Origin of the sequence: Stutzerimonas stutzeri, assembly GCF_013522825.1 — a bacterium.
GTDB classification, from domain to species: Bacteria; Pseudomonadota; Gammaproteobacteria; order Pseudomonadales; family Pseudomonadaceae; genus Stutzerimonas; species Stutzerimonas stutzeri_AK.
This window is the reverse complement of record NZ_JAAMQZ010000015.1, coordinates 71979-94425: the sequence shown is the minus strand read 5'-3', so window position 1 is coordinate 94425 and position 22447 is coordinate 71979. Positions and strand designations below refer to the sequence as shown.

At 58.1% G+C, this 22447-nt stretch carries 23 protein-coding genes and 1 pseudogene; 7 read left to right on the top strand and 17 right to left on the bottom strand.

The genetic code is table 11. The annotated features are described in order from the left end of the window. Positions 1–16 precede the first annotated feature (16 nt). The 8 genes and pseudogenes from tsaA to rimO form a co-directional block, all read right to left on the bottom strand. Complete coding sequence (gene tsaA, locus G7020_RS11565; RefSeq protein WP_181084519.1) at positions 17–709, bottom strand: tRNA (N6-threonylcarbamoyladenosine(37)-N6)-methyltransferase TrmO; 693 nt, start codon at positions 707–709, stop codon at positions 17–19. Beyond that, the gene (gene trpB, locus G7020_RS11560) at positions 709–1917 is read right to left on the bottom strand and encodes a tryptophan synthase subunit beta (RefSeq protein WP_181084517.1); all 1209 of its coding nucleotides are present in this window, start codon (positions 1915–1917) and stop codon (positions 709–711) included. Before trpB ends, tsaA begins: the two co-directional genes overlap by 1 nt. A 195-nt stretch (positions 1918–2112) precedes the next feature. Beyond that, entirely contained in the window at positions 2113–2445 is a 333-nt protein-coding gene (locus G7020_RS11555) for a hypothetical protein (RefSeq protein WP_181084515.1), read from the bottom strand. Positions 2446–2508: 63 nt separating this feature from the next. Next, on the bottom strand, positions 2509–2916 hold the full coding sequence (locus tag G7020_RS11550) for a GNAT family N-acetyltransferase (RefSeq protein WP_181084513.1): 408 nt from the start codon (positions 2914–2916) through the stop codon (positions 2509–2511). A 260-nt stretch (positions 2917–3176) separates the two neighbouring features. Next, a pseudogene (locus tag G7020_RS11545) lies at positions 3177–4030 on the bottom strand (AadA family aminoglycoside 3''-O-nucleotidyltransferase). A 69-nt stretch (positions 4031–4099) separates the two neighbouring features. Then, positions 4100–4339, bottom strand: a complete 240-nt coding sequence (locus G7020_RS11540; protein WP_181084510.1) for a helix-hairpin-helix domain-containing protein — start codon at positions 4337–4339, stop codon at positions 4100–4102. Positions 4340–4369: 30 nt separating this feature from the next. After that, positions 4370–4771, bottom strand: a complete 402-nt coding sequence (locus tag G7020_RS11535; protein WP_181084508.1) for a GFA family protein — start codon at positions 4769–4771, stop codon at positions 4370–4372. A gap of 127 nt (positions 4772–4898) precedes the next feature. After that, positions 4899–6224 carry a 30S ribosomal protein S12 methylthiotransferase RimO gene (rimO, locus tag G7020_RS11530; protein ID WP_181084506.1) on the bottom strand — a complete coding sequence of 442 codons (1326 nt, stop codon included), beginning with the start codon at positions 6222–6224 and terminating at the stop codon, positions 4899–4901. A gap of 538 nt (positions 6225–6762) precedes the next feature. Between rimO and G7020_RS11525 the strand changes: the two genes are divergently transcribed. The 6 genes from G7020_RS11525 to G7020_RS11500 are packed head-to-tail and all read left to right on the top strand — an operon-like array spanning position 6763 to position 12174. Continuing rightward, positions 6763–7614 carry an STAS domain-containing protein gene (locus G7020_RS11525; RefSeq protein ID WP_181084504.1) on the top strand — a complete coding sequence of 284 codons (852 nt, stop codon included), beginning with the start codon at positions 6763–6765 and terminating at the stop codon, positions 7612–7614. Beyond that, complete coding sequence (locus G7020_RS11520) at positions 7614–7976, top strand: STAS domain-containing protein (protein WP_181084502.1); 363 nt, start codon at positions 7614–7616, stop codon at positions 7974–7976. Before G7020_RS11525 ends, G7020_RS11520 begins: the two co-directional genes overlap by 1 nt. Then, positions 7973–8377 (top strand): anti-sigma regulatory factor, encoded by a 405-nt coding sequence (locus G7020_RS11515; RefSeq protein ID WP_181084500.1) that lies wholly within the window; start codon positions 7973–7975, stop codon positions 8375–8377. Before G7020_RS11520 ends, G7020_RS11515 begins: the two co-directional genes overlap by 4 nt. Continuing rightward, a complete protein-coding gene (locus tag G7020_RS11510; protein WP_181084498.1) occupies positions 8374–9381 on the top strand; it encodes an ATP-binding protein in 1008 nt (335 codons plus the stop codon). Before G7020_RS11515 ends, G7020_RS11510 begins: the two co-directional genes overlap by 4 nt. Continuing rightward, positions 9378–10247: an ATP-binding protein gene (locus tag G7020_RS11505; protein ID WP_181084496.1), complete on the top strand. Its 870-nt coding sequence runs from the start codon at positions 9378–9380 to the stop codon at positions 10245–10247. Before G7020_RS11510 ends, G7020_RS11505 begins: the two co-directional genes overlap by 4 nt. Further along, positions 10237–12174, top strand: a complete 1938-nt coding sequence (locus G7020_RS11500; RefSeq protein ID WP_181084494.1) for a response regulator — start codon at positions 10237–10239, stop codon at positions 12172–12174. Before G7020_RS11505 ends, G7020_RS11500 begins: the two co-directional genes overlap by 11 nt. A gap of 26 nt (positions 12175–12200) precedes the next feature. Here G7020_RS11500 and G7020_RS11495 read toward each other — a convergent pair whose 3' ends face one another. Next, positions 12201–12482 carry a pyrimidine/purine nucleoside phosphorylase gene (locus G7020_RS11495; RefSeq protein ID WP_181084492.1) on the bottom strand — a complete coding sequence of 94 codons (282 nt, stop codon included), beginning with the start codon at positions 12480–12482 and terminating at the stop codon, positions 12201–12203. A 254-nt stretch (positions 12483–12736) separates the two neighbouring features. On the opposite strand from G7020_RS11495, the gene G7020_RS11490 reads away from it, so the two are divergent. Further along, entirely contained in the window at positions 12737–12988 is a 252-nt protein-coding gene (locus G7020_RS11490) for a YkgJ family cysteine cluster protein (RefSeq protein ID WP_181084584.1), read from the top strand. Positions 12989–13060: 72 nt separating this feature from the next. On the opposite strand, the gene G7020_RS11485 is transcribed toward G7020_RS11490, so the two are convergent. The 8 genes from G7020_RS11485 to G7020_RS11450 all read right to left on the bottom strand — a co-directional run bounded on the left by G7020_RS11485 (position 13061) and on the right by G7020_RS11450 (position 22416). Next, positions 13061–14149, bottom strand: coding sequence for a polysaccharide biosynthesis/export family protein (locus G7020_RS11485; RefSeq protein ID WP_181084490.1), 1089 nt, complete (start codon positions 14147–14149; stop codon positions 13061–13063). Between the two features lie 340 nt (positions 14150–14489). Further along, complete coding sequence (locus tag G7020_RS11480; RefSeq protein ID WP_181084488.1) at positions 14490–15401, bottom strand: GDP-mannose 4,6-dehydratase; 912 nt, start codon at positions 15399–15401, stop codon at positions 14490–14492. A 59-nt stretch (positions 15402–15460) separates the two neighbouring features. Further along, positions 15461–16222 (bottom strand): WecB/TagA/CpsF family glycosyltransferase, encoded by a 762-nt coding sequence (locus tag G7020_RS11475; RefSeq protein ID WP_181084486.1) that lies wholly within the window; start codon positions 16220–16222, stop codon positions 15461–15463. Next, positions 16212–17096 (bottom strand): glycosyltransferase family 2 protein, encoded by an 885-nt coding sequence (locus G7020_RS11470; RefSeq protein WP_181084484.1) that lies wholly within the window; start codon positions 17094–17096, stop codon positions 16212–16214. The genes G7020_RS11475 and G7020_RS11470 overlap by 11 nt, the downstream gene beginning before the upstream one ends. Then, entirely contained in the window at positions 17056–18312 is a 1257-nt protein-coding gene (locus tag G7020_RS11465; protein WP_181084482.1) for a hypothetical protein, read from the bottom strand. Before G7020_RS11465 ends, G7020_RS11470 begins: the two co-directional genes overlap by 41 nt. A 300-nt stretch (positions 18313–18612) precedes the next feature. Then, complete coding sequence (locus G7020_RS11460; RefSeq protein ID WP_181084480.1) at positions 18613–19650, bottom strand: glycoside hydrolase family 5 protein; 1038 nt, start codon at positions 19648–19650, stop codon at positions 18613–18615. A 102-nt stretch (positions 19651–19752) separates the two neighbouring features. Next, on the bottom strand, positions 19753–21963 hold the full coding sequence (locus G7020_RS11455) for a polysaccharide biosynthesis tyrosine autokinase (RefSeq protein WP_181084478.1): 2211 nt from the start codon (positions 21961–21963) through the stop codon (positions 19753–19755). A gap of 15 nt (positions 21964–21978) precedes the next feature. Beyond that, complete coding sequence (locus G7020_RS11450) at positions 21979–22416, bottom strand: low molecular weight protein-tyrosine-phosphatase (RefSeq protein WP_181084476.1); 438 nt, start codon at positions 22414–22416, stop codon at positions 21979–21981. Positions 22417–22447: the final 31 nt, after the last annotated feature.

Below are 22447 nucleotides of genomic sequence, written 5' to 3'. Positions count from 1 at the left end.
CCACCTTAGGGTTGTGTCAGGCAGGCACTACTTCGAGCACGCGAATGCTGTCGCCGTCGGGGTAGTGCCAGCGAACGTCCAGATCCCAGAACTGCGCGCCGTAGCGGCGTTCGGGGTCGGGCTTCTGATAGGCCGGACGCGGGTCTTGGGCCAGGCACTGCTCGATCAGTTCCACCACCGGCTCGGCCAGCCGCAGCGCTTCTCCACGGGCCTGGGCGAGGGCGCTTTCGCTCCAGTGCACCTCGATCAGCACGGGTGCTTCTGCCGCCATGTCGTTGCGAGCCTCGGGCAGGGCGTCGGCGTAGGGCACGTAGGGTTTGATGTCGACGATCGGCGTGCCGTCCAGCAGGTCGATGCCGGACACCAGCAGACGTCCCGGCTCGACCCGGTCGAGCCTGACCACCGACTGCCCGATGCCGTTGGGACGATGCGTGGCGCGTGTAGCGAAAACGCCGATCATCTTGTTGCCGCCCAGACGTGGTGGCCGCACCCTCAGGCGCGGCTTTTCCTCCAGTGCCTGATGGAAGAGAAACAGCAGCCAGACATGGCTGACCTGCTCCAGGCCCGCCACTGCCTCGCCCGTGTCGAACGGCGGCAGCAGCTCCAGCACGCCACGCGCCGCAGGCGCCAGACGTGGCTGGCGCGGGATGGCGAACTTTTCCCGGAAGCAGGAACGCAGATAGCCGATGGGTTCGATGCCGTGGCGCATTACAACCCCAGCAGCTGCGCCACGTAGTCGGCATCCTTGTCGCCGCGCCCGGACAGGTTGACCAGGATATGCTGGTCCCTGTCCAGAGTCGGTGCGGTCGCCATGGCCCAAGCCACGGCGTGGGCGCTTTCCAGCGCGGGGATGATGCCTTCGGTGCGCGACAGGGTCATGAAGGCGTCCAGGCATTGCTGGTCGGTGACGGACTGGTAGTCCACTCGCCCGGCATCCTTCAGGTAGCTGTGCTGCGGGCCGACGCCGGGATAATCAAGCCCCGAGGCAATGGAATGCACCGCCGCCGGATTGCCCTGTTCGTCTTCCAGCACGTAGCAGGCCATGCCGTGCAACTCGCCGGGCTTGCCCACCGTCATGGTCGCGGCGTGACGGCCCGGCTTGTCGATGCCTTCGCCGGCTGGCTCGACGCCGACCAGGCGCACGCTGGCGTCGCCGAGAAAGGCGCTGAAGATGCCCATGGCATTGGAGCCGCCACCGACGCAGGCGGCCACCTGGTCGGGCAGGCGGCCATGTTTGCTCAGGAACTGCTCGCGGGCCTCGCGACCGATGATGGACTGGAAGTCACGCACCATCTTCGGGAAGGGATGCGGGCCGACCACCGAGCCGATGGCGTAGATGAAATCCTGCGGGTCCTTGAGGTATTCCTCGAAGGCACTGTCCACCGCTTCCTTGAGCGTCGCCGCGCCACGGGTCACCGGCACCAGTTTGCAGCCGAGGATTTTCATCTTGGTGACGTTGGGGTGTTCCTTCTCGATGTCCACCTGGCCCATGTGGATTTCGCAGGGAATGCCCACCAGCGCGCAGGCGGTGGCCAGCGCCACGCCATGCTGGCCGGCGCCGGTTTCGGCGATGACCTTCTTCTTGCCCATGAACCTGGCCAGCAACGCCTCACCCAGGCAGTGATTGATCTTGTGCGCGCCGGTGTGGTTCAGGTCCTCGCGCTTGAGATGGATCTGCGCGCCGCCGAGCTTTTCCGACAGGCGCCGGGCATGGAAGATCGGGCTGGGGCGACCGACGTAGTCTGCGAACAGGCTGGCCAGCTCCTGCTGGAAATCCTCGCGCTGGCGGATTTCCTCATAGGCCAGATTGATGTCGTCCATCGCCTGCTTCAGGTGCGGCGGCACCAGTTGGCCGCCGTAAGGGCCGAAGTAGCCCTGGGCGTCGGGCATAGGGGCGAATTCGAGGGTATTGCTCATGGTGTCGATCCATCGGTTTGCGGGCGATGCGGCATCTTACTCGTCAGCGCGGGAGTCAGGAATCATGTGGTAAAGAGTCGCAGCCTCAAAAGCGTCCATGCTCGTCAGGTAGCGTTACTGGCGAGCTTGCGATAGCTTTTGTACTTCAATGAGTGAATTCATGCTCTAGCGTGCCTTGGTATGTATCAGAGAGCGCTATTTGGGATCTTTGTCTTTTATGTAGTTGTTGATTTTTTCTAGTAATGTTTTGGTGTGTTCTGAAAGCTTTATATTGTTCTCTTTCTGCCACTCTTCCAGTTTGACTGTTTCGTAGGTTCGACCGATTGTCAATGCTCGCCGTGCGTAGTCAGAGCCTTTTTCGTCAATTTGCTCCAAGGTTCTTTGATAGGCATCGATGGCGCGAGCATGGCCGAACTCCACTTGCAATTCCCTGTATCTCTTTTGCTGATATTTTACATAACCATATTGTGAGAGTATGACCAAGGTTAACGCTAAGAATGATATGGAAATTAATATTTTCTTAAGCATGGTTGTTCTTGTTTATTAGCGATTAGGCCGAAGGTCAGCGTTAGCCAGCTCCAGTGAGCTACTTCAGTGCTCAGTTCCGGCGTAGATCCACATGGGCTCGGTGTTGCCTGCACGTACAAAACCAAGCGACTCATAGAACTCAATTGCCTTGCCATCCGCGGTAAGCATTTGCTGGTGAAAGCTGGCGTATTTTATCAGCATTGCCGACATCATTTTCCGGCCAATACCTTTGCCTTGAAAATCGGGATGCACCAGCATGTGTGGAAAGTATACGACGAGGTGCCCGTCAGAAATTGCGTTACCAAGTCCGACTAGTTTTCCCGCGACACGCGCAGTGACAAGGCTATGCGAGTTGCGCAAGGCTGCCATGAGTTCATCTGGTTTTCCGGCTGATGACCAGTGGTTGGCCTTGTAGATTTCAAGAACTTCTTCCGTCGTTATGGTGTCATGCATGGATATTTCGAACGGCATGGTGCCTCCTTGCTTCTGATGCATAGCGTTGGTGTTAGGTTCTGTACGAAAAGTCGTCGAGCGAAGGTCAGGCGAGGCAAAAATCGGTGAGATACGTAGCGTAGCGAAGTAACAGCCGCAGGCTGGCCCGCAGGGTGAGCGCAGCGAATCAAGCGGAGTTTACGAGCTGTAAATGAGCATGACTCACTTCGTTCGCCCTTCGGGCCGCGCTGAAGCGCGTTAGCCGCAAGCGGCTTGCCGAACCGATTTTTAACGAAGCATCACCGAGCGCAGACACTTTTCGTACAGAACCTAGGTCGAGTCGGCTTGTTAGCCATCATTGGCACTGACCAGGCAGGCAGGTGACTTCGTGCTTGATCAGCTCAATGATATCTTTCAGTTGCTCTCCACGCAGGGCCAAGCGATCTTCGCAATGTCCAAGGTAGGCCTGTCGAGCTTCATATAGTGCGGGCTGATGCTTCTCTGGCAACCGTTCCATCGCCCAATCAGCGGCGACGTCCTTTGACGCAATCTTGCCGGTTGCTGCGCTGTACCAGACACGGGCTAAAGTAAGCATCACATTCCTTTCATCCCCAGCCCAGTCCGACGGTGTGCTCCATAATTTCAGCGTGTCGGCCAACGCCTTGAAAATATCGCTCTCTGGCACCGGGTCGAAGAGTTCCGTTGCCGGTGGACCTGTCAAGGCGATGCTGTGTTGTCTAGCTTGCGTCAGAAGAATCGCCAGATCAGCATCAACGACAGCGGGTTCGACGATACCCTCAAGGATATCTTTTCGCAGCCATTCTCCGAATTGCAGTTCCCGCCTGGCCGGATAACGCCACGGCACGATGTCGTCGTGCACGACAACAGTCACTTCCAGTGCGCGGAGATCTTTGCTTTGACCAGGCGGTGCCGAAATCTTGAGTAGATCGAGCATCAAAGCTTGCCGTGTGATTTCATCAGGCTTTGTCGCCACTGTGACCAGCAAATCGATGTCACTGTATGGCTTCAGACCGCCGCTCAAGGCAGAGCCGTACAAATGTACCGCCAATAGCGTTGATGCCAGATGACGTTCACTAACATCTAGCGCCTGCGACAATTGTGCTGATATTTCAGTGGGTACGGAGTCAGTCATGAGGTTTGAAGCTGGGTGTAACCGGGCGGCAAAAAGCGTAGCTTTTGGGCGATCCGGTTGACGAACTTGTTATGCATGGCGCGATTGTGCCAATGCAATTGCAGCCTGGATGGCCGCGCGAGCTTGCGGACTGTTCTTCCAACACGTGGAGCCGACGATAGCCGAGGCTTGAGAGACGATATCCAGTGCACTGGCTTTGCTTAGATGGGCCAGTGTTTCAAATCCCATTTGTTCAAGGCGCACCACTACCGTAGGACCAACACCTTTCACAGCCAGTAATGCCTTGCGTTCTTCCGCTGGGAATGGCATGGGTATTCTCCATTGGTGCCTGACGTTTGGTTAAGGGGAAGGCTCTAGCGCGTCCGGGTTGAATGAATGGTTAGCTAGCCAGCACGCTCTAGACTCAAGATTAATATCTTTGGTGCTCCTCGGCTCAAAGTAAGTATCAAGCGATGCTATGACTATAGATACCCAGCCAGGAAATTTTTCACTGCCACTCCATTCGATATTGGAGCCACAGACGCTACAAAATTTTCTGTCAATGCTCCCGGATGAGTTGTAGGAGGTCAGCAGTTCTTGCCCGGATAGATACTCTAAATCAGATCTAGGCAAACTTGCATATGTGGCAAATGCAGCACCATGCTGCTTTTGGCACATTCTGCAATGGCAGTTCGATACAGCCTTGGGTTCAGAACGCAAGCGAAACGAAACTGCGCCACACAGACAGCTACCACGATACATATTTACTCCTGTAGCTAGCGTTAGGTTAAGGAGCGACTTTAGCCCGTTCCAGTCATGCGTGCGCCAGGCATGGCGCACGCATGAAAAAGCCCCGCATGGGCGGGGCTGCTTTCGAGCGGTGGGGCGGTCAGATCACTTCGGCCCAGAGGTCGTATTCGTCGGCGTGGGTCACCCGCACACGCACCTTGTCGCCGGGTTGCAGCGGGTGCTCGCTGTCGACGTAGACCATGCCGTCGATTTCCGGGGCGTCGGCCCAGGAGCGACCGATGGCGCCGTCTTCGTCCACTTCGTCGATAAGGACGTCCATCTCGCGCCCGATCTTCAGCTGCAGGCGCGCGGCGCTGATGGCCTGCTGGTGGGCCATGAAGCGATCCCAGCGCTCCTGCTTGACCTCGTCCGGCACGGCTTCCAGTTCCATTTCTTCAGCCGGTGCGCCTTCGACCGGGGAGTACTGGAAGCAGCCGACGCGATCCAGTTGCGCTTCGGTGAGCCAATCGAGCAGGTACTGGAAGTCTTCTTCGGTCTCGCCGGGGAAGCCGACGATAAAGGTGGAGCGGATGGTCAGCTCGGGGCAGATCTCGCGCCATTGCTTGATGCGCGCCAGGGTCCTGTCCTCGAAGGCCGGACGCTTCATGGCCTTGAGCACCTTGGGGCTGGCGTGCTGGAAGGGTATATCCAAGTAGGGCAGGATTTTACCAGCCGCCATCAACGGAATCACGTCGTCCACGTTGGGGTAGGGGTAGACGTAGTGCAGGCGCACCCAGACGCCCATCCGGCCCAGTTCCTCGCACAGCTCCAGCATGCGCGTCTTGACTGGCTGGCCGTTCCAGAAGTCCAGTTTGTATTTGAGGTCGACGCCGTAGGCGCTGGTGTCCTGGCTGATCACCAGGATCTCCTTGACGTCAGCCTTGACCAGGCGCTCGGCCTCGCTCAGCACACTGCCCACCGGACGACTGACCAGCTTGCCGCGCATGGAGGGGATGATGCAGAAGCTGCAGTTGTGGTTGCAGCCTTCGGAAATCTTCAGGTAGGCGTAATGACGCGGGGTGAGCTTGATGCCTTGGGGCGGCACCAGATCGACGAAGGGGTCGTGCTCGATGCTCGGCGGGATCACTTCATGGACCGCATTGACCACCTGCTCGTACTGCTGCGGGCCGGTGACCGCCAGCACGCTGGGATGCACACCACGGATATTGTTCTCGTCCACGCCCATGCAGCCGGTGACGATCACCTTGCCGTTCTCGGCGATGGCCTCGCCAATGGCATCCAGCGATTCGGCCTTGGCGCTGTCGATAAAGCCGCAGGTGTTGACGACCACCACATCGGCGTCCTCGTAGGACGGCACGATCTGGTAACCCTCCATGCGCAGCTGGGTCAGGATTCGCTCCGAATCCACGGTTGCCTTCGGGCAGCCGAGTGAAACGAACCCTACGCTTGGGACTTTTTTCGACATGACGGGCCGGGCCTCGGTGATGCAGCAGGAAAAAATGGCGCGCGAGTATACAGTTATTTGGCTTGTCGAGCGCGCCCTTATCCCCGCCGCTGTAACTGAATCCCTGATGCAGCACACCGAAGCCGCCCCGCACGGCTTGCCATAACTCGGACGCAGAAACACCTTGCGTGACCAACCTGGTCAGTAGCCGTTAGGGCGCGCGGCGCATGCTCATTTGTCACCCTTCCCAGAAAATTTATCTTGGGCCTCCTTGGAACATAAATCCTATACTCCGGGCTATTTTTCAACATCGCAGGCCGCCTCGATGCATCCAGCGTGAAAAGAACGGTGCGCAGGTAAACAGCTATCCGGGTGTCAGGTCGCTGTGCCGAACTGGCGGCTATGGCGAGCCATTTCAAGCACAGGCAAATCCATACACTGTCGGGTCGCCGAGGCTCAGGAGCGCCGCCTGGCTGCTCAGTGGAACGCCTTGGCCGAAGCGCTTTCTATTCAACACATCGGACCGTAAGTACGGATTCCATTACAAGGAGCGGGATACATGGCAACGCTACATCAACGCACCGTCACTGCTATACAGGCGAATCATGCGAAACTGCAAACTGCCTGGACCGAGAATCTTGAGGCCGATGGGTCGCAGCGCGGCATGAAGGCTGGCAACCTCGCTCAGCAAACAGGCGAGTTTCTGGGGCTGTTGACTTCGAGTCTGAGCGCAGGTAGCGGTAACGATCTGGGAGGGGCCGCATGGGCCGAGATGCGCCTGTTCCTGGAAAAACTGTCGCATAGCCGCGTCCTTGCGGGCTTCGACTCCCAACAGACGGCCAGCTTCGTCTTCTCCATCAAGCGTCCGTTGATGATGGTACTTCAGCACGAATATTCCGACAGCGCGGAGCAGTTCGCCGAGCAGCTCTGGACCCTGTCGGAAATCGTCGACACGCTCGGCCTGCATACCGTTCGTACCTTTCAGAAATCCCGCGAGGCGGTGATCAAGCGTCAGCAGGAAGAACTGCTGGAGTTGTCGACACCGGTGGTGAAACTGTGGGAAGGCGTGCTTGCGCTGCCGATGATCGGCACCCTCGATTCCCAGCGCACTCAGGTGGTGATGGAGTCGTTGTTGCAGCGTATCGTCGATACCGGTTCGGAAATCGCCATCATCGATATCACTGGGGTACCGACCGTCGACACGCTGGTCGCCCAGCACCTGCTCAAGACGGTTACTGCCATTCGCCTGATGGGCGCCGACTGCATCATTAGCGGTGTGCGCCCGCAAATCGCTCAGACCATCGTGCACCTGGGCCTGGACTTGCAAGGCATCGTCACCAAAGCCAACCTCGCCGATGCCCTTGCGCTCGCGCTGAGCCGTTCCGGCCTTCGCGTCACCAAGGCGGTCTGATGGAACGTATTCCGATTTTGCAGATGGGTGAGTTTCTGCTCGTTACCATCCAGGTCGACATGCACGACCAACTCGCCATCACCCTTCAGGATGACTTGGCCGAGCGCATCAGTGCGACCTCGGCGCGGGCCGTGCTCATTGATATTTCCGCGCTGGATATGGTGGATTCGTTCATCGGACGGATGATCAGCACCATCTCCGGTGTGTCGAAGATCATGGACGCCGAAACCGTCGTGGTCGGCATGCAGCCGGCGGTAGCCATTACGCTGGTGGAACTCGGGCTGATGCTGCCGGGCGTCAGTACGGCCCTCAATGTCGAGCGCGGTATGCAGTTATTGCGTAGCCGTGTGAATACTCGATGAACATCCGCAGCAGCGGCAGCCAACCGGTACGCGTCGAACAGGACGTTGTGCAAGCCCGCCAGGAAGTACGCAAGCTCGCGCAGGCTTGCGGCCTGCGCCTGATCGACCTGACCAAGCTGGTCACCGCAGTCAGCGAACTGGCACGCAACACAGTGGTATATGGCGGTGGTGGCGATATGGACTGGGTCATTCTGGAAGATGGGCCGCGGGTCGGCATTCGCCTGACGTTTCGCGATGAGGGGCCCGGCATACCTGATCTCAAACTCGCCATGACAGATGGGTGGACTTCCGGTAGCGGCCTCGGTCTGGGTTTGACCGGTGCCAAGCGTCTCGTCGATGAGTTCGAGCTCGATAGCGCACCGGGAGCCGGTACACGAGTGACCATTACCCGATGGACATGAATCTGCGGGGAAGCGTTACTCAAGTGGTCGCCATGGAGGAAGTAAGCCAGGTTGGCCACGCCCGCCGGCTGGCACAGCGGCTGGCCGAGGAGATCGGCTTCGATACCACCGATGCAGGCCGCGTTGCCCTGGTGGCCACCGAGCTGTCTACCAACATTCTCAAACATGCCGGGCACGGCGTGATGCATGTGCGCACCCTGCCTGGCAAGAATGCCGATGGAATCGAGATCATCGCGGTTGATCGCGGGCCGGGCTTCGACCTTCGGGCCTGTCTGTCGGACGGCTTTTCCACACGCGGTACCCAAGGCACGGGGCTCGGCTCGCTATCACGCCAGGCGACGGTCTTCGACGCCTATGCCGATGCGCGCGGTGCCGTGGTGATGGCGCGGCTTTATTCTCAAGGCGGCACGGTCGATGATTACCGCTTCGGCATCACCCAACATGCGTTGCACAACCTTCCGGCCTGTGGTGACGCCTGGCATCTCGCTATCCGGGATGGCCGTGTCAGTGCATTGGTCATCGATGGCCTGGGGCATGGCGAGGAAGCACAGCAGGCTGCGGAAGCGGGTGCCCTGGCGTTCGCCGCGCAGCCCTTTGCGGCTCCGGAAGAACTGCTGAGCGACATGCACCAGGCGATGACCTCCAGTCGCGGCGGCGCCGTCGCGGTGGCGCAGTTCGATCCGCATACGCGAGGCCTGAAATTCGCCGGCATCGGCAATATCGGCGCTCGCCTGCTGAGTCTTGAACAGTCACGTGGGCTGGCCTCGCATCCAGGTATTGTCGGGGTGCAGTACCGCAAGGCCAAGGTATTCGACTATACCGATGCCGCTGGTCAATTGTTGATCATGCACAGCGACGGGCTGCAGTCGCGCTGGAGCCTTGGCGACTATCCTGGGCTCGCGAACCGTCATCCCGCTGTAATCGCTGCGCTGCTGCATCGGGATTTCTGCCGGGGGCGTGACGACGTGACCGTTCTGGTGATTGCCTTGGGAGACACTGAGTGAGCGATTCAATACCCGATGCGGGTGAGCTGTCCCGGATCGAAACGTTGCGCCTTGAGAACGAGTCGTTGCGCGCCGAGCTGGAGGAGACCAATCAGGGTGTTCTGGCGCTCTATGCCGAACTCGATACCCAGGCAGAAGAACTCCGCCAGGCTTCCGATCTGAAGAGCCGCTTCCTGCATTACATGAGCCATGAGTTCCGCACGCCGCTCGGCTCCATCCTGAGCATTGCCAGGCTACTGAGTGATGAGCTGGACGGACCGCTGAGTGAAGAGCAACACAAGCAGGTGCGCTTTATCCGATCCTCCGCCACTGAACTGAGCGAAATGGTCAGCGACCTGCTCGACCTGGCCAAGATCGAGGCCGGGCGAGTGACCATTTCTCCGGCATGGTTCGATATGCTCGACCTGTTTTCAGCGTTGCGCGGAATGTTCCGACCGATCGTGGAGGGCTCGGAAGTCGACCTTATTTTCGAAGAACCTGAAACCGTGCTGCGCTTGTATACCGACGACAAGAAGCTTGCACAGATTCTGCGTAATTTCATTTCGAACGCACTCAAATTCACGCTGCAGGGCGAGGTGCGCATATCCGCGCAGGTGATCGATGGCAGCGAAGTCCGTTTCGCAGTGTGCGACACCGGCATAGGCATTCCGCAAGAGCTGCACAAGGCACTATTCGAGGATTTCAGCCAGGTCGACAGCCCCTTGCAGAAAAGGCTGCGTGGCACCGGATTGGGGCTGTCGCTGTGCAAGCGTTTCGCCGATCTGCTCGGTGGCCGGGTTGGGGTCGAGAGCGAGCCGGGCAAGGGTTCGACATTTTTCGTGGTCATTCCACTTGCGTTACAACCGGAGGGCGCCGATGAAGCGTGACAGCCAGCTGCTGATTGTCGATGACAACGTCGCGACTCGCTATGCCATGCGGCGCGTTCTCGAACGTCACGGCTACGCTGTGCTGGAGGCGGGGACAGGTGCCGAAGGCCTGGCGCTGATCGCAGCGGAACAGGTCGATGCACTGCTGCTGGATGTCAATCTGCCGGACATGAGCGGTTTCGACGTTGCCCGGCAACTGCGCATCGATGCATCCACTGCGCTGCTGCCCGTGATTCACGTGTCGGCTGCTTCCATCGAAACAGGGGATATGATCACCGGCCTCGATGCCGGAGCGGACGCCTACCTGATCCATCCCGTGGACCACGATGTGCTGCTCGCGACGTTGCGTACACTGTTGCGAGTGAGAATTACCGAAGAGGCTCTACGCAAAAGCGAGAAGCGTTTTCGCGAAATATTCACCAACATCTCCGCGCCTATCGCGGTAATCGATGCCGGGCTGAACATTCATCAGTGCAATCAGGCATTCATCAAGCTGATCGGCAATGAGGGCAGCAACGGCCCGTTGGAGGGCTGCTTTGCGCCAAACCAGGATCAGGTCCTGGAGCAGTTGCGGGCGCACCTGGCAGCTGGCGAGCGCTGGCAAACCTCGCTGGATCTGTTCGTAGATGGGACGTTGCGCGAAACCGAGTGGCAACTGTCGCCTTATCAGCCACCGGATATTGGGCTGATCCTCGTCGAAGACGTCACTGAGCAGCGGCAGCGTGAGCGCGTACAACTCAAGCTGCTGGACAATGCCCAAGCGCAACTGGCGCAGGAAGTGGTAGAGCGTGCGCGCACCGAAGCCCAGCTTTTCCAGGCGCAGAAGATGGATGCCCTGGGTAAGCTGACCGGCGGAATCGCGCATGATTTCAACAACCTGCTCACCGGAATCATCACTGGCATCGACCTGATGAAAAAGCGCGTAGCCGAAGGCCGTAGTGCCGATGCGCTACGTTTTGCCGATGCTGCCCAGCATTCGGCGATCAGGGCTGCTGCGCTTACCAATCGCCTGCTGGCCTTTGCCCGGCAGCAGCCGCTGAATGCGAATCCGGTCGACATCAATGAGCAGGTGCGCTCGCTGGAGGATCTGCTGCGCCGAACCATCGGCGAGGACATCACCCTCACGCTTCACCTGAACCTGAAGGAAGCGGTAGCCCATGTCGACGCCAGCCAGCTGGACAACGCCCTGATCAACCTCGTGGTCAATGCGCGCGACGCGCTGGCCGAGGGTGGCAATATCCACATCACCACCTTCGCCGCGCGTTCGCACGGTAATACCGAGCTTGCGGACGGAAACTACGTAGCCATCAGCGTGCGCGACGATGGCGCCGGCATCGACCCGAAGAATATCAACAAGGTCTTCGACCCTTTCTTCACCACCAAACCACTAGGGCAGGGGACCGGTCTGGGGCTGTCGACGGTCTATGGTTTTGCGCGTCAGTCCGGCGGTGAAATACGTATCCGTAGCGTCGTTGGCCAGGGCACTGAAGTCACGCTGCTGCTACCGGCAACTGAAGGCGCGGTGAGCCCGGTTGCAGAGGCCTCGGAAATCGAGGCTCAGGGAGACGGGGAGCACATCCTTATCGTCGAAGACATGCCCCTGGTACAACTCCTGATCACCGAGATGCTGGTCGAAGCCGGCTATCGCTGTAGCCAGGCCGGCGATGCCAAGGCGGCACTGTCGCTGCTGAAGCAGGATGACTCCATCCAGTTGCTGCTGACCGACGTGGGCCTTCCCGGCCTTAGCGGCATCCAGCTGGCCGACGCAGCGCGTGCCGCTCGCCCGCAATTGCCGATCCTGTTCATGACCGGCTACGCCGAAGGCACGGCTGACCAGAAAAGCTTCCTTGGCACGCGCATGGGCGTTATCACCAAGCCTTTCCAGACAGCCGAACTGCTCAACAAGGTTTTTCGGATATTGAGATGACGGCCTGCGGGTTCGTCCCAGGCTGCTTACCGGTATTCACACAAGTACGCGGTATCGGTTGCGACCTTCAACTGGAACTTGCTGTTGGCCGGCACGGTGAAGCGGGTGCCGCTGGTGAAGGTTTCAAAGGTGTCGCTACCGGGTAGTTTGACGTCCAGGCTGCCGGCGACCACATGCATGACTTCCAGTTGAGCGGTGCCGAATTCGTATTCGCCTGGCGCCATGACACCGATGGTGGCAGGGCCGTCGTCCATGTCGAAGGCGATGGATTTGACGGTGCCGTCGAAGTATTCGTTGACCTTGAACATGTGGATTACCTGAAGTGGGGAAAAGGCTGGCAAGTATGCCCAAGCGCTGTGGTGGCGTCATCAGCACAGCCTTCAGTTCAGCCGGAAGCCATCCATCAGACACAGCCCGGCCCAGAGATAGCCAGGTTTCAGCGGGCTGCTGCATCGCAAGCCTCCGGTACCTGCAAGTAGCCGATGCGCGGTGCGCCTCGCATGCTGCGTTTTGCCTCGGCAGTGATTATTATCGGCGCCCGTTTTTTTCTCGGATGACAGGGATGGAGTGTCGCCCTGGTTGCGGTGCCTGTTGCATTGCCCCTTCGATCAGCAGTCCTCTTCCCGGCATGCCACTCGGCAAGCCGGCAGGTGTGCGTTGTCTGCATCTTTCTGATACGAATCTCTGCGAGCTGTTTGCTCAGCCGACCCGGCCTGCGGTGTGCGCGGCGTTCAGTGCGGACCAAAGTGTTTGCGGTGAGAGCCAGGAGGATGCCATTCGGCTGTTGGGATGGCTGGAGCAGGCCACGGCTTGATGTAAAAAAACTTCGCGGCTGAAGCTGCTCCCACTGCGGGAGCGGCTTCAGCCGCGAATGGTGAAAGCCGATTTAACGACTGAATGCTGCTCCGGTGCCCACGACCGTAGCCGATGGCAGCAGTTGGCTGATGAAGCGGTTCCAGCGTGTGATGCCTGCCGGACCGACAAAAACCACGTCCTGGGGCTGGAGCGGGAAGCTCTTGGCCAGGGCAAAAGCGGTGGGCGATTTGGCGTTCAGCTGGAAGACCTTGGCCTGCTCGGTCGCGATGTTTTCTGCGCCGCGAATGACGTAGACCGCTTCGCCATCGGCCGTTTCCTGGCGAATGCCGCCGGCTGTCCCGATTGCATCCATCAGGTTGTAGCTCGACGTCTTGAAGTTCAGCGCCTGTGGCTGGGTGACCTCGCCAAGAACGTAGATCTTCTTCTGATCGTTATAGGGCAGGTGCAGCTGGTCGCCGTCCCTCAGGTAGACCTGATGCAGCCAGGAGTCCGGGCGGTTCAGGTCATCGAGGTTGAGCATGTATTCGCGACCGCCGCGCTTGAGCATCAGGCTGGAAAGGTCGGCATTTTCGGTATCGATGCTGGCCTGGCCGATGGCTTGCACGATGGTCATCGGTGCGGTGGTCACGGGCACTTCACCGGCGGTGTTGAAGGCGCCCGAGAGGACGACGCGCTGACTGCCGTAGCGCAGCAGGCTGACATCGACCTGCGGGCTGTCGATGTAGTTGGCAAGGCGGCGTGCGATCTCGGCCCGCAGCTCTTCGATGGTACGGCCTGCGGCGTTGACGTTGCCGATATAGGGGTAGAAGAGTGTGCCATCCGGGCGAACCAGGCGACCGTTGGCGTCGAGTTGCTGTTGCGGGCCGGACGGCGCAGTCAGTTCGGGGTGATCCCAGACGGTGATATAGAGCAGGTCGTTCGCACCGATGCGATAGGCTTCAGGCTTGTAATCGGTCAGCTCCTGCTTGCTGGAGGTGCCTTTGTCGGAAGACAGCTCGCCCTTGAGCATTTCCGGCGTGATACGCAGCAACTGTACGCTGCCGTTTTCCGATTCTGCTCCTTCCTTGAACTCATCCGGGTCAAGGTATTGGCCAGGTGAAAACACACATCCCTGGAGTACCAGAACGGAAGAGAACGCGAGCGTAAATAGTGGTTTCATGGGGTCTTCATCCTTGACGGAATAGTTGTTTTTCGGAGTGAAACGGCTGGATTCACTTGTCGCTTGTCACTTGAAAGAATCAGATGGAACCGGCTCTCCATATTCAATCGACCAGTGCTGCGTGATGTATGCGGAGTGGCTCGATGGTTATGGGGTCGGTGTGCCGACAGCCTTGCTGCATGTGGCATTGCCGTTCACAGAAGTCATAGACCGTTGTGTTTCGGCGGGGTTCAGGGGCAATGGGACAAATTGCTTGCGATGAGCTGCGCAGCGGAAATAGGCGCAATGCGGCGCCTAGCCTTGCTTGTTCAAGCGCCATTCCGGTTGTCATGAACTCTCTTCAAGCCCTTGTCTCAGGTGCTTCAATCATCCAGCGCAGGGTTTCACGCAGTTCTATCGGCTTCAGTTCGCCTATCAAACGGGTCAGTTTGGCGCTGCAGCCGAACAGGTTTTTTACATCGGCGCTGCGTATGAAGGCGGGGTTGACCCTGACTTCCATTCGATGTCCGGATATCAGCGCGGCCTGCTGGAGAACGTACTGCAAAGTGTGGGCAGTACCCGAGCAGATATTGATGGTCTGGCCAATCGCCTCGGGTGTTTCGAGAAGTCGTCGATAGGCTCGCACCACGTGGCGTACATCGCAGAAATCCCGGGCGATATCCAGGTTTCCCAGTTCGATGATTTCGGCACGGCGGCGTGTGTGTGCGACTATTTTGGGAATCAGAAACTGTTCAGGTTGACCAATGCCCGTGTAATTGAACGGGCGGGTAATGATCAGTGGCAAATGCCGTTCATAGAGCCGTGCCAGATACTCCATTGCCGTTTTGCTGACCGCATAATCGTTGGCGGGCGCCAGGGTGGAGGATTCTTCCAGTACACCTTCGGTATTTCCGTATACGTTCGCGCTGCTGGCCAGAATCACCGCGGCAAGATCCGTTGTAATCGAGCGCAATGCTTCGAGAAGGTGCCGAGTCCCGATGAGATTGGCCTGGTAGATGGCGTCTGCGTCGGTATGCGCTACAAAAGATACCGCCGCCAGATGCACTACGTGAGTCGGGCGCAGTTCCAGCAGCAGGTCCCGCAGTGTTTGTGCATCATCCAGCGAGCAGCTGTGTATCGCGGTAATACTCGCAGGCAGTTCGCCTTGTGGAGGGCGATAGCTGAGGCCGTGAACTTCGTAGCCGTGCGCCGCGAGTTCCTCCGCCATATAGCGACCAGTAAAGCCGGTAATGCCCGTAATCAGCGCTTTCATTTACTTCCCTGCATCGGTTTGAAGGGGGCGGTGGTTAGTCAAGTCGCAAAGCCAACACTTCAGGACTCCTGCTTCGCGGGGCTGGCCTTGTGCCTTGAATGCTTTTCCCGCAGATACGCCGGCACGATAAACAGCGCGTCATTGAAATAGCGCCTTGCCAGTCGCCGTGGCTCCAGGCACATGCGGTGCAGCCATTCGAGCTTGCATTCGCGCATCCACAGCGGAGCCCGTTTGATGGTGCCGGTGGCGAAGGCAATGGAGGCGCCAATGCTGAAGCCCATTCCCGAGCGCTCATGGGCATGGGTGGCTGCAGCCAATATCTCTCCGCGAGGGGTGCCGACGGCGTACAGCACCAGCTCCGACGGGGTGTCACGGATGAATTGCAGGCAGCGCTGCACTTCTTCCGGTTTTTCGATAAAGCCCATGGGCGGGTTGTAGTGATAAAGATGAATGCCGGGATACAGGGCACGGAGCTTCTGCGTTTCGGTAGTCGAACAGCCGATCAATACCACGCGCAGGCAGTCGTCGTTTGCCCATTGCAGAAGATCGAGCGTCAGATCACTTCCCGGAATGGCTTCTTCGATATGGATACCCAGTCGATCCAGCAGCGATAGCAGAACGCGACTGTCACAGAGCCTCCAGCGCGCTTTTGCATAAGCATCACGCAGGGCATTGTCGTGTTCCAGTTGAACCAGATGATCGACATTTGGCGTAACCACGAACGAGTAGGGCTGTTTGACGCCCTCGCGAATACTGGCCAGCAACGTTTTCTTGTTGCCGGAATAAAAATTTATGCCGAAGGCTCTAGTATCACTTGACACTCATTGCTACTCCCTTGAAAGCGCCTTTGATGCCCGACCATGCGAGAGTCGGATTCTTGAACTCCTTGATGGTGGTGACGGCCGATAGAAGAAAAGCGGAGACGAGTGCGAAACCTGATCCGTAGAAACGCTTGTTGAAGCGTGTGGCGGCACGGTTTCGATAGTAGTGGTAGAACGCCGAGCGACTGCCCAGGCTGAGCGAGCCATAGTGAAAGAGGCGGCTGGCGGGTACTACTTTTATCGAGACGCCAAACTCTCTGGCGCGATATTGCCAGTCCACTTCCTCGAAATACATGAAGTACTTTTCATCCATCAGCCCGATTTCTTTTGTCAGCGCTGCGGAAAAGGCAAGGCTGCAGCCCATCAGGTAATCGGGGCTGTGCAAAAGGCCCTGCTGTTGCATGGTTTCGATACTTTGATCTTTACCCAGCAAGCGCGCCTTTCCAAGTATCGGGTAGAGTTTCCCACCGCCATAGCATTCCAGCCGTCCGGTATCGGCACTCAGGACCAATGAGCCGACGAATTGCCGATCATTCTGCCGAAGTGCTTCCAGTAGAGGCGAAAAGGCATCACTGTCTACATAGGTGTCGTTATTGACGACCCAGAAATGCGTCGGCTGCAGGTTCTCCATAGCCCAGCGCAGGCCATAGTTGTTGCCGCCTGCATAACCGCTGTTTTGAGGATTATTGAGCAGGGTGACGTTCGAATACTGCTTTTCCTCCAGCCATTGTTGCAGGGCTATTGCAGAACCATCCTGTGAATCATTGTCGATTATCACGACATGATCGAGTGTTCCGCAGTGCTCAAGCATGCTCTCAGCGCAACTGATGGTCTCAGTAGCAGCTTTGTAGTTGAGAATAAGTGCGACGTTCATGTGCTCGTTCCTTGCTGCGGAGATGGCGTGCTCTTAGAGCGTGTATAACGAAAAGCATGACAATAACCGGCTGGACATATTCGAACATGCCATTGAGAGGCCAGATCACCATGAATGCGAGAATTGCCGCGTAGCTGAAGCTCATGTCTGAATTGATATTGCGGGCGATGCGCTGATAGATGTAGAGCGTCAGAGGGACCAGGATGAAGGTCAGAAAGCCAAAGCGGAACAGTGTGCCAATGATGCCGACGTCGGAGAGGAAGAAGTGTTCGCCGAAATAGGGAATGAAGCCGTCCTGCCACATCAGTGACAGGGAGCCACTGGGTAACCATTTGACCAGCGCCAGATGATTGAATATGGATGCAATGGTATTGGGGCGTACGCCATCTTCAACGCCTTCCTCGAAGTTGCTTGTATAAAATTCAAGATTCAAGCCGAGAGTTTCAAGAAGTGCCGGGTAAAAGAAAAATGGAGATAAGAGAATGCAGAGCGAAGCAGCCCATATCAGAGCTTTGGCTCTGAGACAGAACAGGGTAAAGGCCAGGCACAGGACGATGAGCTGGCGTGTCTGAGTTGCGAAAACCAGTGTCAGCAGAATAAGGGCGGCGACGATCAGGTAAAAAAACTTCTGGCGCTTCTCACCCGTGATGGGCGATTGACCTTTTGCCCAGATCTGAATGCAGTAGAAATAGGTGAAGCACAGCAGGAACGGACCGATCGAGGAACGGTCCGGGCGATCCCAGGATGTTTGTTCCGTGCGTAAATCAGGTATCAGCCCGAATTTGAACAGCCAGGAAAGGATGGCCGCAATGAGTGCCGCATAAACCAGTGCACGTTCGAATTGAAGGGTGGTCACCCGTTTGGCAAGCAGCAGCAGGGGCACGAAGCCGAAAGCGAAAAGTATCCGCCGCTCTTCGATAAGACCGTAAACAATAGGCTGGCCGAACGTATGGTAGGCAAAGATGGCGGGCAGCAGAATGAATACGAAAGCGCTGTAAAATGCATAATACATGAGCACTCGGTATTCTCGGGCTGATTCCTCCGTGGATGCGAGAATCAGCAGCAGAGATAAACCGAGGCAAATCGCCAGATAGGCTTCGTTGAGAAATTTGAAACCAATGGGGTTGTGTGTACTGTCGCCCAGCACGGAAAAGTGGAGGATGAACAGTGCAATGATCAGTGGCACATAAAATAATCTTGAGCTGATGTTTGTCATCACCTGAGTCCTTGGGTGCCTTTTCCTTTTGAATGCGAATATTTGCAGCAAATGCACTTTTGTCAGTGTCGGCCTGGTACGAGTATCTGCTCGATATGCTCATGGATCGGGCTTATACGAAGCGTACCGGTGTATCCATAACGAAACGCCAGTGATTAAGTCCGTTATTGACTGATCGCAAGGTTTGACCGCCGGTTCCTGTGGGGGTTGCGTGAAATCCGATGATTTTTTCTGGATTGTCGAATCTCAGAAAACTCCGTATCAGCTCAATGATATTGTTTCGCCATGAACTGCAAAGCATCATGGATTGGGGCCGATATCGGCGCAGTCATTGGAAATATGTTTTTGCAGAATGCGCATTTGTGGACGGTCCTGGCCGTCGATGGGCTCGACCGCCAGCACGTATTTGCCCCAGCCGGGTCCGCCGGCCCAATAAGCGCTGGGAATGCAGTTTTCATTAAGGTAGGCGAGCATGTTGTCCATGGCGACGAGCATCGATTCGGAATGGCCGGGCACGCCGTATTCGCCGAGGAAGCCCTTCTGGCCGTGTTCCTTGAGCCACTCCACGAAAGGCCGGGCCCGCTCGACGCCCAGCATCGGATCGACGACTTCATCCTCGGCATAGCGCCCCGAGAAATCCTTGTCGAAGTAGATATGCGCCGAATAGATGAGGTTGTCCGCCGGATCCTCGATCAGGAAATCCTCGTTTACCAGGCGCCAGTGGAAACTGCTGGCCCAGCGGTCACCCTCCACGAATATCGGCGTCTGCATGTCGACTTCACGGATGGCATCGACTGCGGCCTGGGCGGCGCCGGGCCACAAGCCTTCGGTGGAGTGGGGCTCGTTCATGATGTCGTAGCCGAGCAGGCCGGGATGGCCCTTGAAGGCTTCGGCAAGATGGCGCCAGGCATTCGCATAGGCCGAGTAGGGGACCTCGGGCGAGCCGATCAGCTGTCCCTTGTAGCGACCGTAGTTGTGCATGTCCAGAATGACTTTCTGACCATGCCGTGCTGCCAGGTCGAGGGTTTTCCTGAGCAGGCGCATCTGGTCGAAGTTGATGCCTTTGTTCAGATCGTGCTGCAGACGCTCCCAGATAAAGGGGAAGCGGACCAGACGGATGTTCTTGTCGGCGTAATAGCTGAAATGTTTCTTTTCGGGATAGAAATAATTGGTGCCGACTTTCCCCGGTGTGATATGCGGGGCGAAGTTGGCGCCGGACAGGTTGATGCCGATCAGGTCGATCCCGGTCGGGTTGGAATCAGCCAGCGCGCCTGATGCGCAGGCGGCCAGCGAGAGTGCCGCGATGAAGCGCAGCGCGCGTTTAAAAGACGAGAGCATGATTTTTACCTGTATTTGGCCTGCCGATGGTCGCTGGATGCGAGCGCCTGCCCGCTGTGCGGGCAGTTCGGCAGGGCAGGCGGACGGCACGTGTCCAATGCCTCACTTGTTCTTGTATTCGTACTGGTAGTAACCGTAATCGCTGTAATTGGATGCCTTGCGCAGCACGGCGTTGAAGATCACGCCCTTGACCAGCAGGCCGTTCTGTTCCAGGCGCCGCTTGGCATGCTCGATCTCCTTGATACCGTTGAGGCCGTAGCGGGTCACCATCAAAGTGGTGCCGGCCTGGCTGCCGACCAGTGCGGCATCGGTGACGGCAAGGATGGGCGGCGTATCGAAAATCACCAGGTCGTACATGCTGCTGATTTCCCTGACGAAGCGAGAGAAGTTCTCGTGCATCAGCAACTCCGACGGGTTCGGCGGCAACTGGCCGTGGGCGATCACGTGCAGGTTATGCAGTGGGGTCTTCTGGATGGCATCGAACAGCGTGATGCGGCCTGAAAGGATGTCCGAGAGGCCCTTGTCGCCCTGGCAGCGCATGACCTTGTGCAGGTAGCCCTTGCGCATGTCCGCATCGACCAGTAGCACTTTCTTGCCCGATTGTGCGATCACGGCGGCGAGGTTGCTGGTGACGAAGGACTTGCCCACCGCAGGACTCGGGCCGGTGATCATCAGGATATTGTTCTTGGCTTCGATCATGGCGAAGTGCAGGCTGGTGCGCAGGCTGCGCATGGCCTCGGTAGCCAGGTCGGCAGGGTCGTTGATCGACAGCAGATAGGAGGCGTTGCTCTTGTCACGCTTGAAATTGGCCAGACGCTTTTCCAGCAGGCCCTGCTTGTCACTGAATGGAATGGCGGCATACACGGGAATCCCGGCCCGCTCGATTTCTTCCGGGTTCTCCACGCCCCGCTTGAGTGCTTCGCGCACGTAGACGAAGGCAACGGCAAGTAGCCCGCCGAGCAGGGTGGCAACGATGACCACCAGCGGTTTGTTCGGCTTGAGAGGCGTGTCGATGTCGGCGGCGGCGTGGTCGACGATGCGCACATTGCCCACGGTGCCGGCGCGGATGATGTCCAGCTCCTGGGTCTTGTTCAGCAGCATTGCGTAGGTTTCGGACGAGACTTCGACGTCACGGGTCAGGCGCAGCAGCTCCTGCTGGGTAGATGGCAGGGTGCTGATCTGCTTTTCCAGCTCGCTCTTCTGGTTCTGCAGCTGGTTGATCTGGTTCATCAGCGCCTGGAAGTTCGGATGCTGGCGGGTAAAGCGCCGCTCCATCTCGGTACGCTTGAGGTTCTGTTCGGAAATCTGCTTTTCCAGGTCGACGATGCGGTCGAGCACCGACTGGGTTTCAGCCGAGATATCCACGGAGCGATTGCCGGTCTGGTATTGATTCAGCGCGGTCTGGGCGGCGTCGAGCTTCTTGCGAACCTCGGGTACCTGCTCGCTGAGAAACTCCAGGCTCTGGGTCGCTTCGGCGGCATTTCGTGCGATGTTCTGTTCCACATAACGTTTGGCGACTTCCTCCAGAACCTCGATGGCCTTGTCCGGATCGGTGTCTTCCAGGGTCACGTTGAGAATGCCGGACTGCTTGCCGCGCTCGCCAGCGGACAGACGGTTCTGGTAATCCTCGGTAGTCGCGTAGGTACGGTTGCGGGTCACATTGAAGGTGGTGCCGGGACGGGCGTTGAGTTCGGCGATGGTGATGCCGTAATCGGGCGTTTCCACCGGTTCGCCCACCACGCCCTGGGCGACCACTTCGCCATCCGGGTCGCGCAGGATGAAGCCATTGTCTTCGGCGGCTTCCAGGGTCAGCTCTTCGCCATGGATCTTGTCCGGCACGATGAGCTGGGAGATGCGCAAGGTTTCACCACCCCAGGCATAGGATTCGAAGCCGGCTGGATACCAGCCCAGCTCGCCTTCTTCGGTCGGCTCGAAGTTGCGCGCTATGAAACCGCCGATCAGCGGGAAATGGCGCGGTTCAATGATGATGTCGAGATTCAGCGCTTCGACTGCGCCGCCTACTACGGAGCGTGATTTGAGCAGGGCGATTTCCGTCTGGGCGGGCGACACCGCCGGCGCGTTGCCGACGACATCGGTCAGGCTCGGCAGGCCGCTCTTGGCCTCGATCTGGATCATCGCGGTAGCCAGATACACCGGTGTGCTGAGCAGTGCATAGGCGATGCCCAGCGCCGCGAAAAAGCCGGTTATCGCTGCGATGGTGCCTCGGTTGTTGAGGAAGGTATCGAAGAGGTGGGCCAGGTCAATGTCCTTGTCCTCTTTGGTTTCATAGATAGGGCGTGGCATGGTGGTCATTGAAGTTCCTTCTTCTTATTCAAGGTAAGGAAGCCAGCTCTCGACGGTTTGCGTCAGAAGGCTGTGAACGTGGTCGAAAGCGGGTTTGGATTGACGAAAGGGATCGGGTATTTCCATGTCGTCCAGCCATTTGCCCATCAGGAAGGTCTTGCCATGTACTTCGGGGGCGATCTGGCGCAGGTGCTGGATATGGCTCTGCTCCATGGCCAGGATCAGGTCGGCCTGGTGCAGCAGTTCGCTATCGACCTGCCGGGCACGGTGGGTCGCATGTTCCAGCCCATGCTCCTGCAGCACCTGCTGGGCGAGTTTGTCCATCGGATTGCCTACCAGGGCGCCTATGCCGGCGGAGCTGACCGAGGGGCCTCTGCCCTGGAGTCGGTGTAGCAGCAGCGCTTCGGCTGCGGGGCTTCTGCAGACGTTGCCGACGCAGACGATCAATATGTTCTGGAACATCTCACCCTCTCACGACATGGGAGGCTGGGAG

Excerpts from the sequence above, each read along its gene's own strand:
- rimO (WP_181084506.1), bottom strand. The coding sequence starts at position 6,224 with ATGTCGAAAAAAGTCCCAAGCGTAGGGTTCGTTTCACTCGGCTGCCCG.
- G7020_RS11495 (WP_181084492.1), bottom strand. The coding sequence starts at position 12,482 with ATGTTCAAGGTCAACGAATACTTCGACGGCACCGTCAAATCCATCGCC.
- G7020_RS11480 (WP_181084488.1), bottom strand. The coding sequence starts at position 15,401 with ATGAAAGCGCTGATTACGGGCATTACCGGCTTTACTGGTCGCTATATG.
- G7020_RS11450 (WP_181084476.1), bottom strand. The coding sequence starts at position 22,416 with ATGTTCCAGAACATATTGATCGTCTGCGTCGGCAACGTCTGCAGAAGC.
- G7020_RS11470 (WP_181084484.1), bottom strand. The coding sequence starts at position 17,096 with ATGAACGTCGCACTTATTCTCAACTACAAAGCTGCTACTGAGACCATC.
- G7020_RS11525 (WP_181084504.1), top strand. The coding sequence starts at position 6,763 with ATGGCAACGCTACATCAACGCACCGTCACTGCTATACAGGCGAATCAT.
- tsaA (WP_181084519.1), bottom strand. The coding sequence starts at position 709 with ATGCGCCACGGCATCGAACCCATCGGCTATCTGCGTTCCTGCTTCCGG.
- G7020_RS11510 (WP_181084498.1), top strand. The coding sequence starts at position 8,374 with ATGAATCTGCGGGGAAGCGTTACTCAAGTGGTCGCCATGGAGGAAGTA.
- G7020_RS11535 (WP_181084508.1), bottom strand. The coding sequence starts at position 4,771 with ATGTATCGTGGTAGCTGTCTGTGTGGCGCAGTTTCGTTTCGCTTGCGT.
- G7020_RS11540 (WP_181084510.1), bottom strand. The coding sequence starts at position 4,339 with ATGCCATTCCCAGCGGAAGAACGCAAGGCATTACTGGCTGTGAAAGGT.
- G7020_RS11465 (WP_181084482.1), bottom strand. The coding sequence starts at position 18,312 with ATGACAAACATCAGCTCAAGATTATTTTATGTGCCACTGATCATTGCA.
- G7020_RS11460 (WP_181084480.1), bottom strand. The coding sequence starts at position 19,650 with ATGCTCTCGTCTTTTAAACGCGCGCTGCGCTTCATCGCGGCACTCTCG.
- G7020_RS11490 (WP_181084584.1), top strand. The coding sequence starts at position 12,737 with ATGGAGTGTCGCCCTGGTTGCGGTGCCTGTTGCATTGCCCCTTCGATC.
- G7020_RS11555 (WP_181084515.1), bottom strand. The coding sequence starts at position 2,445 with ATGCTTAAGAAAATATTAATTTCCATATCATTCTTAGCGTTAACCTTG.
- G7020_RS11455 (WP_181084478.1), bottom strand. The coding sequence starts at position 21,963 with ATGACCACCATGCCACGCCCTATCTATGAAACCAAAGAGGACAAGGAC.
- trpB (WP_181084517.1), bottom strand. The coding sequence starts at position 1,917 with ATGAGCAATACCCTCGAATTCGCCCCTATGCCCGACGCCCAGGGCTAC.
- G7020_RS11550 (WP_181084513.1), bottom strand. The coding sequence starts at position 2,916 with ATGCCGTTCGAAATATCCATGCATGACACCATAACGACGGAAGAAGTT.
- G7020_RS11515 (WP_181084500.1), top strand. The coding sequence starts at position 7,973 with ATGAACATCCGCAGCAGCGGCAGCCAACCGGTACGCGTCGAACAGGAC.
- G7020_RS11500 (WP_181084494.1), top strand. The coding sequence starts at position 10,237 with ATGAAGCGTGACAGCCAGCTGCTGATTGTCGATGACAACGTCGCGACT.
- G7020_RS11485 (WP_181084490.1), bottom strand. The coding sequence starts at position 14,149 with ATGAAACCACTATTTACGCTCGCGTTCTCTTCCGTTCTGGTACTCCAG.
- G7020_RS11520 (WP_181084502.1), top strand. The coding sequence starts at position 7,614 with ATGGAACGTATTCCGATTTTGCAGATGGGTGAGTTTCTGCTCGTTACC.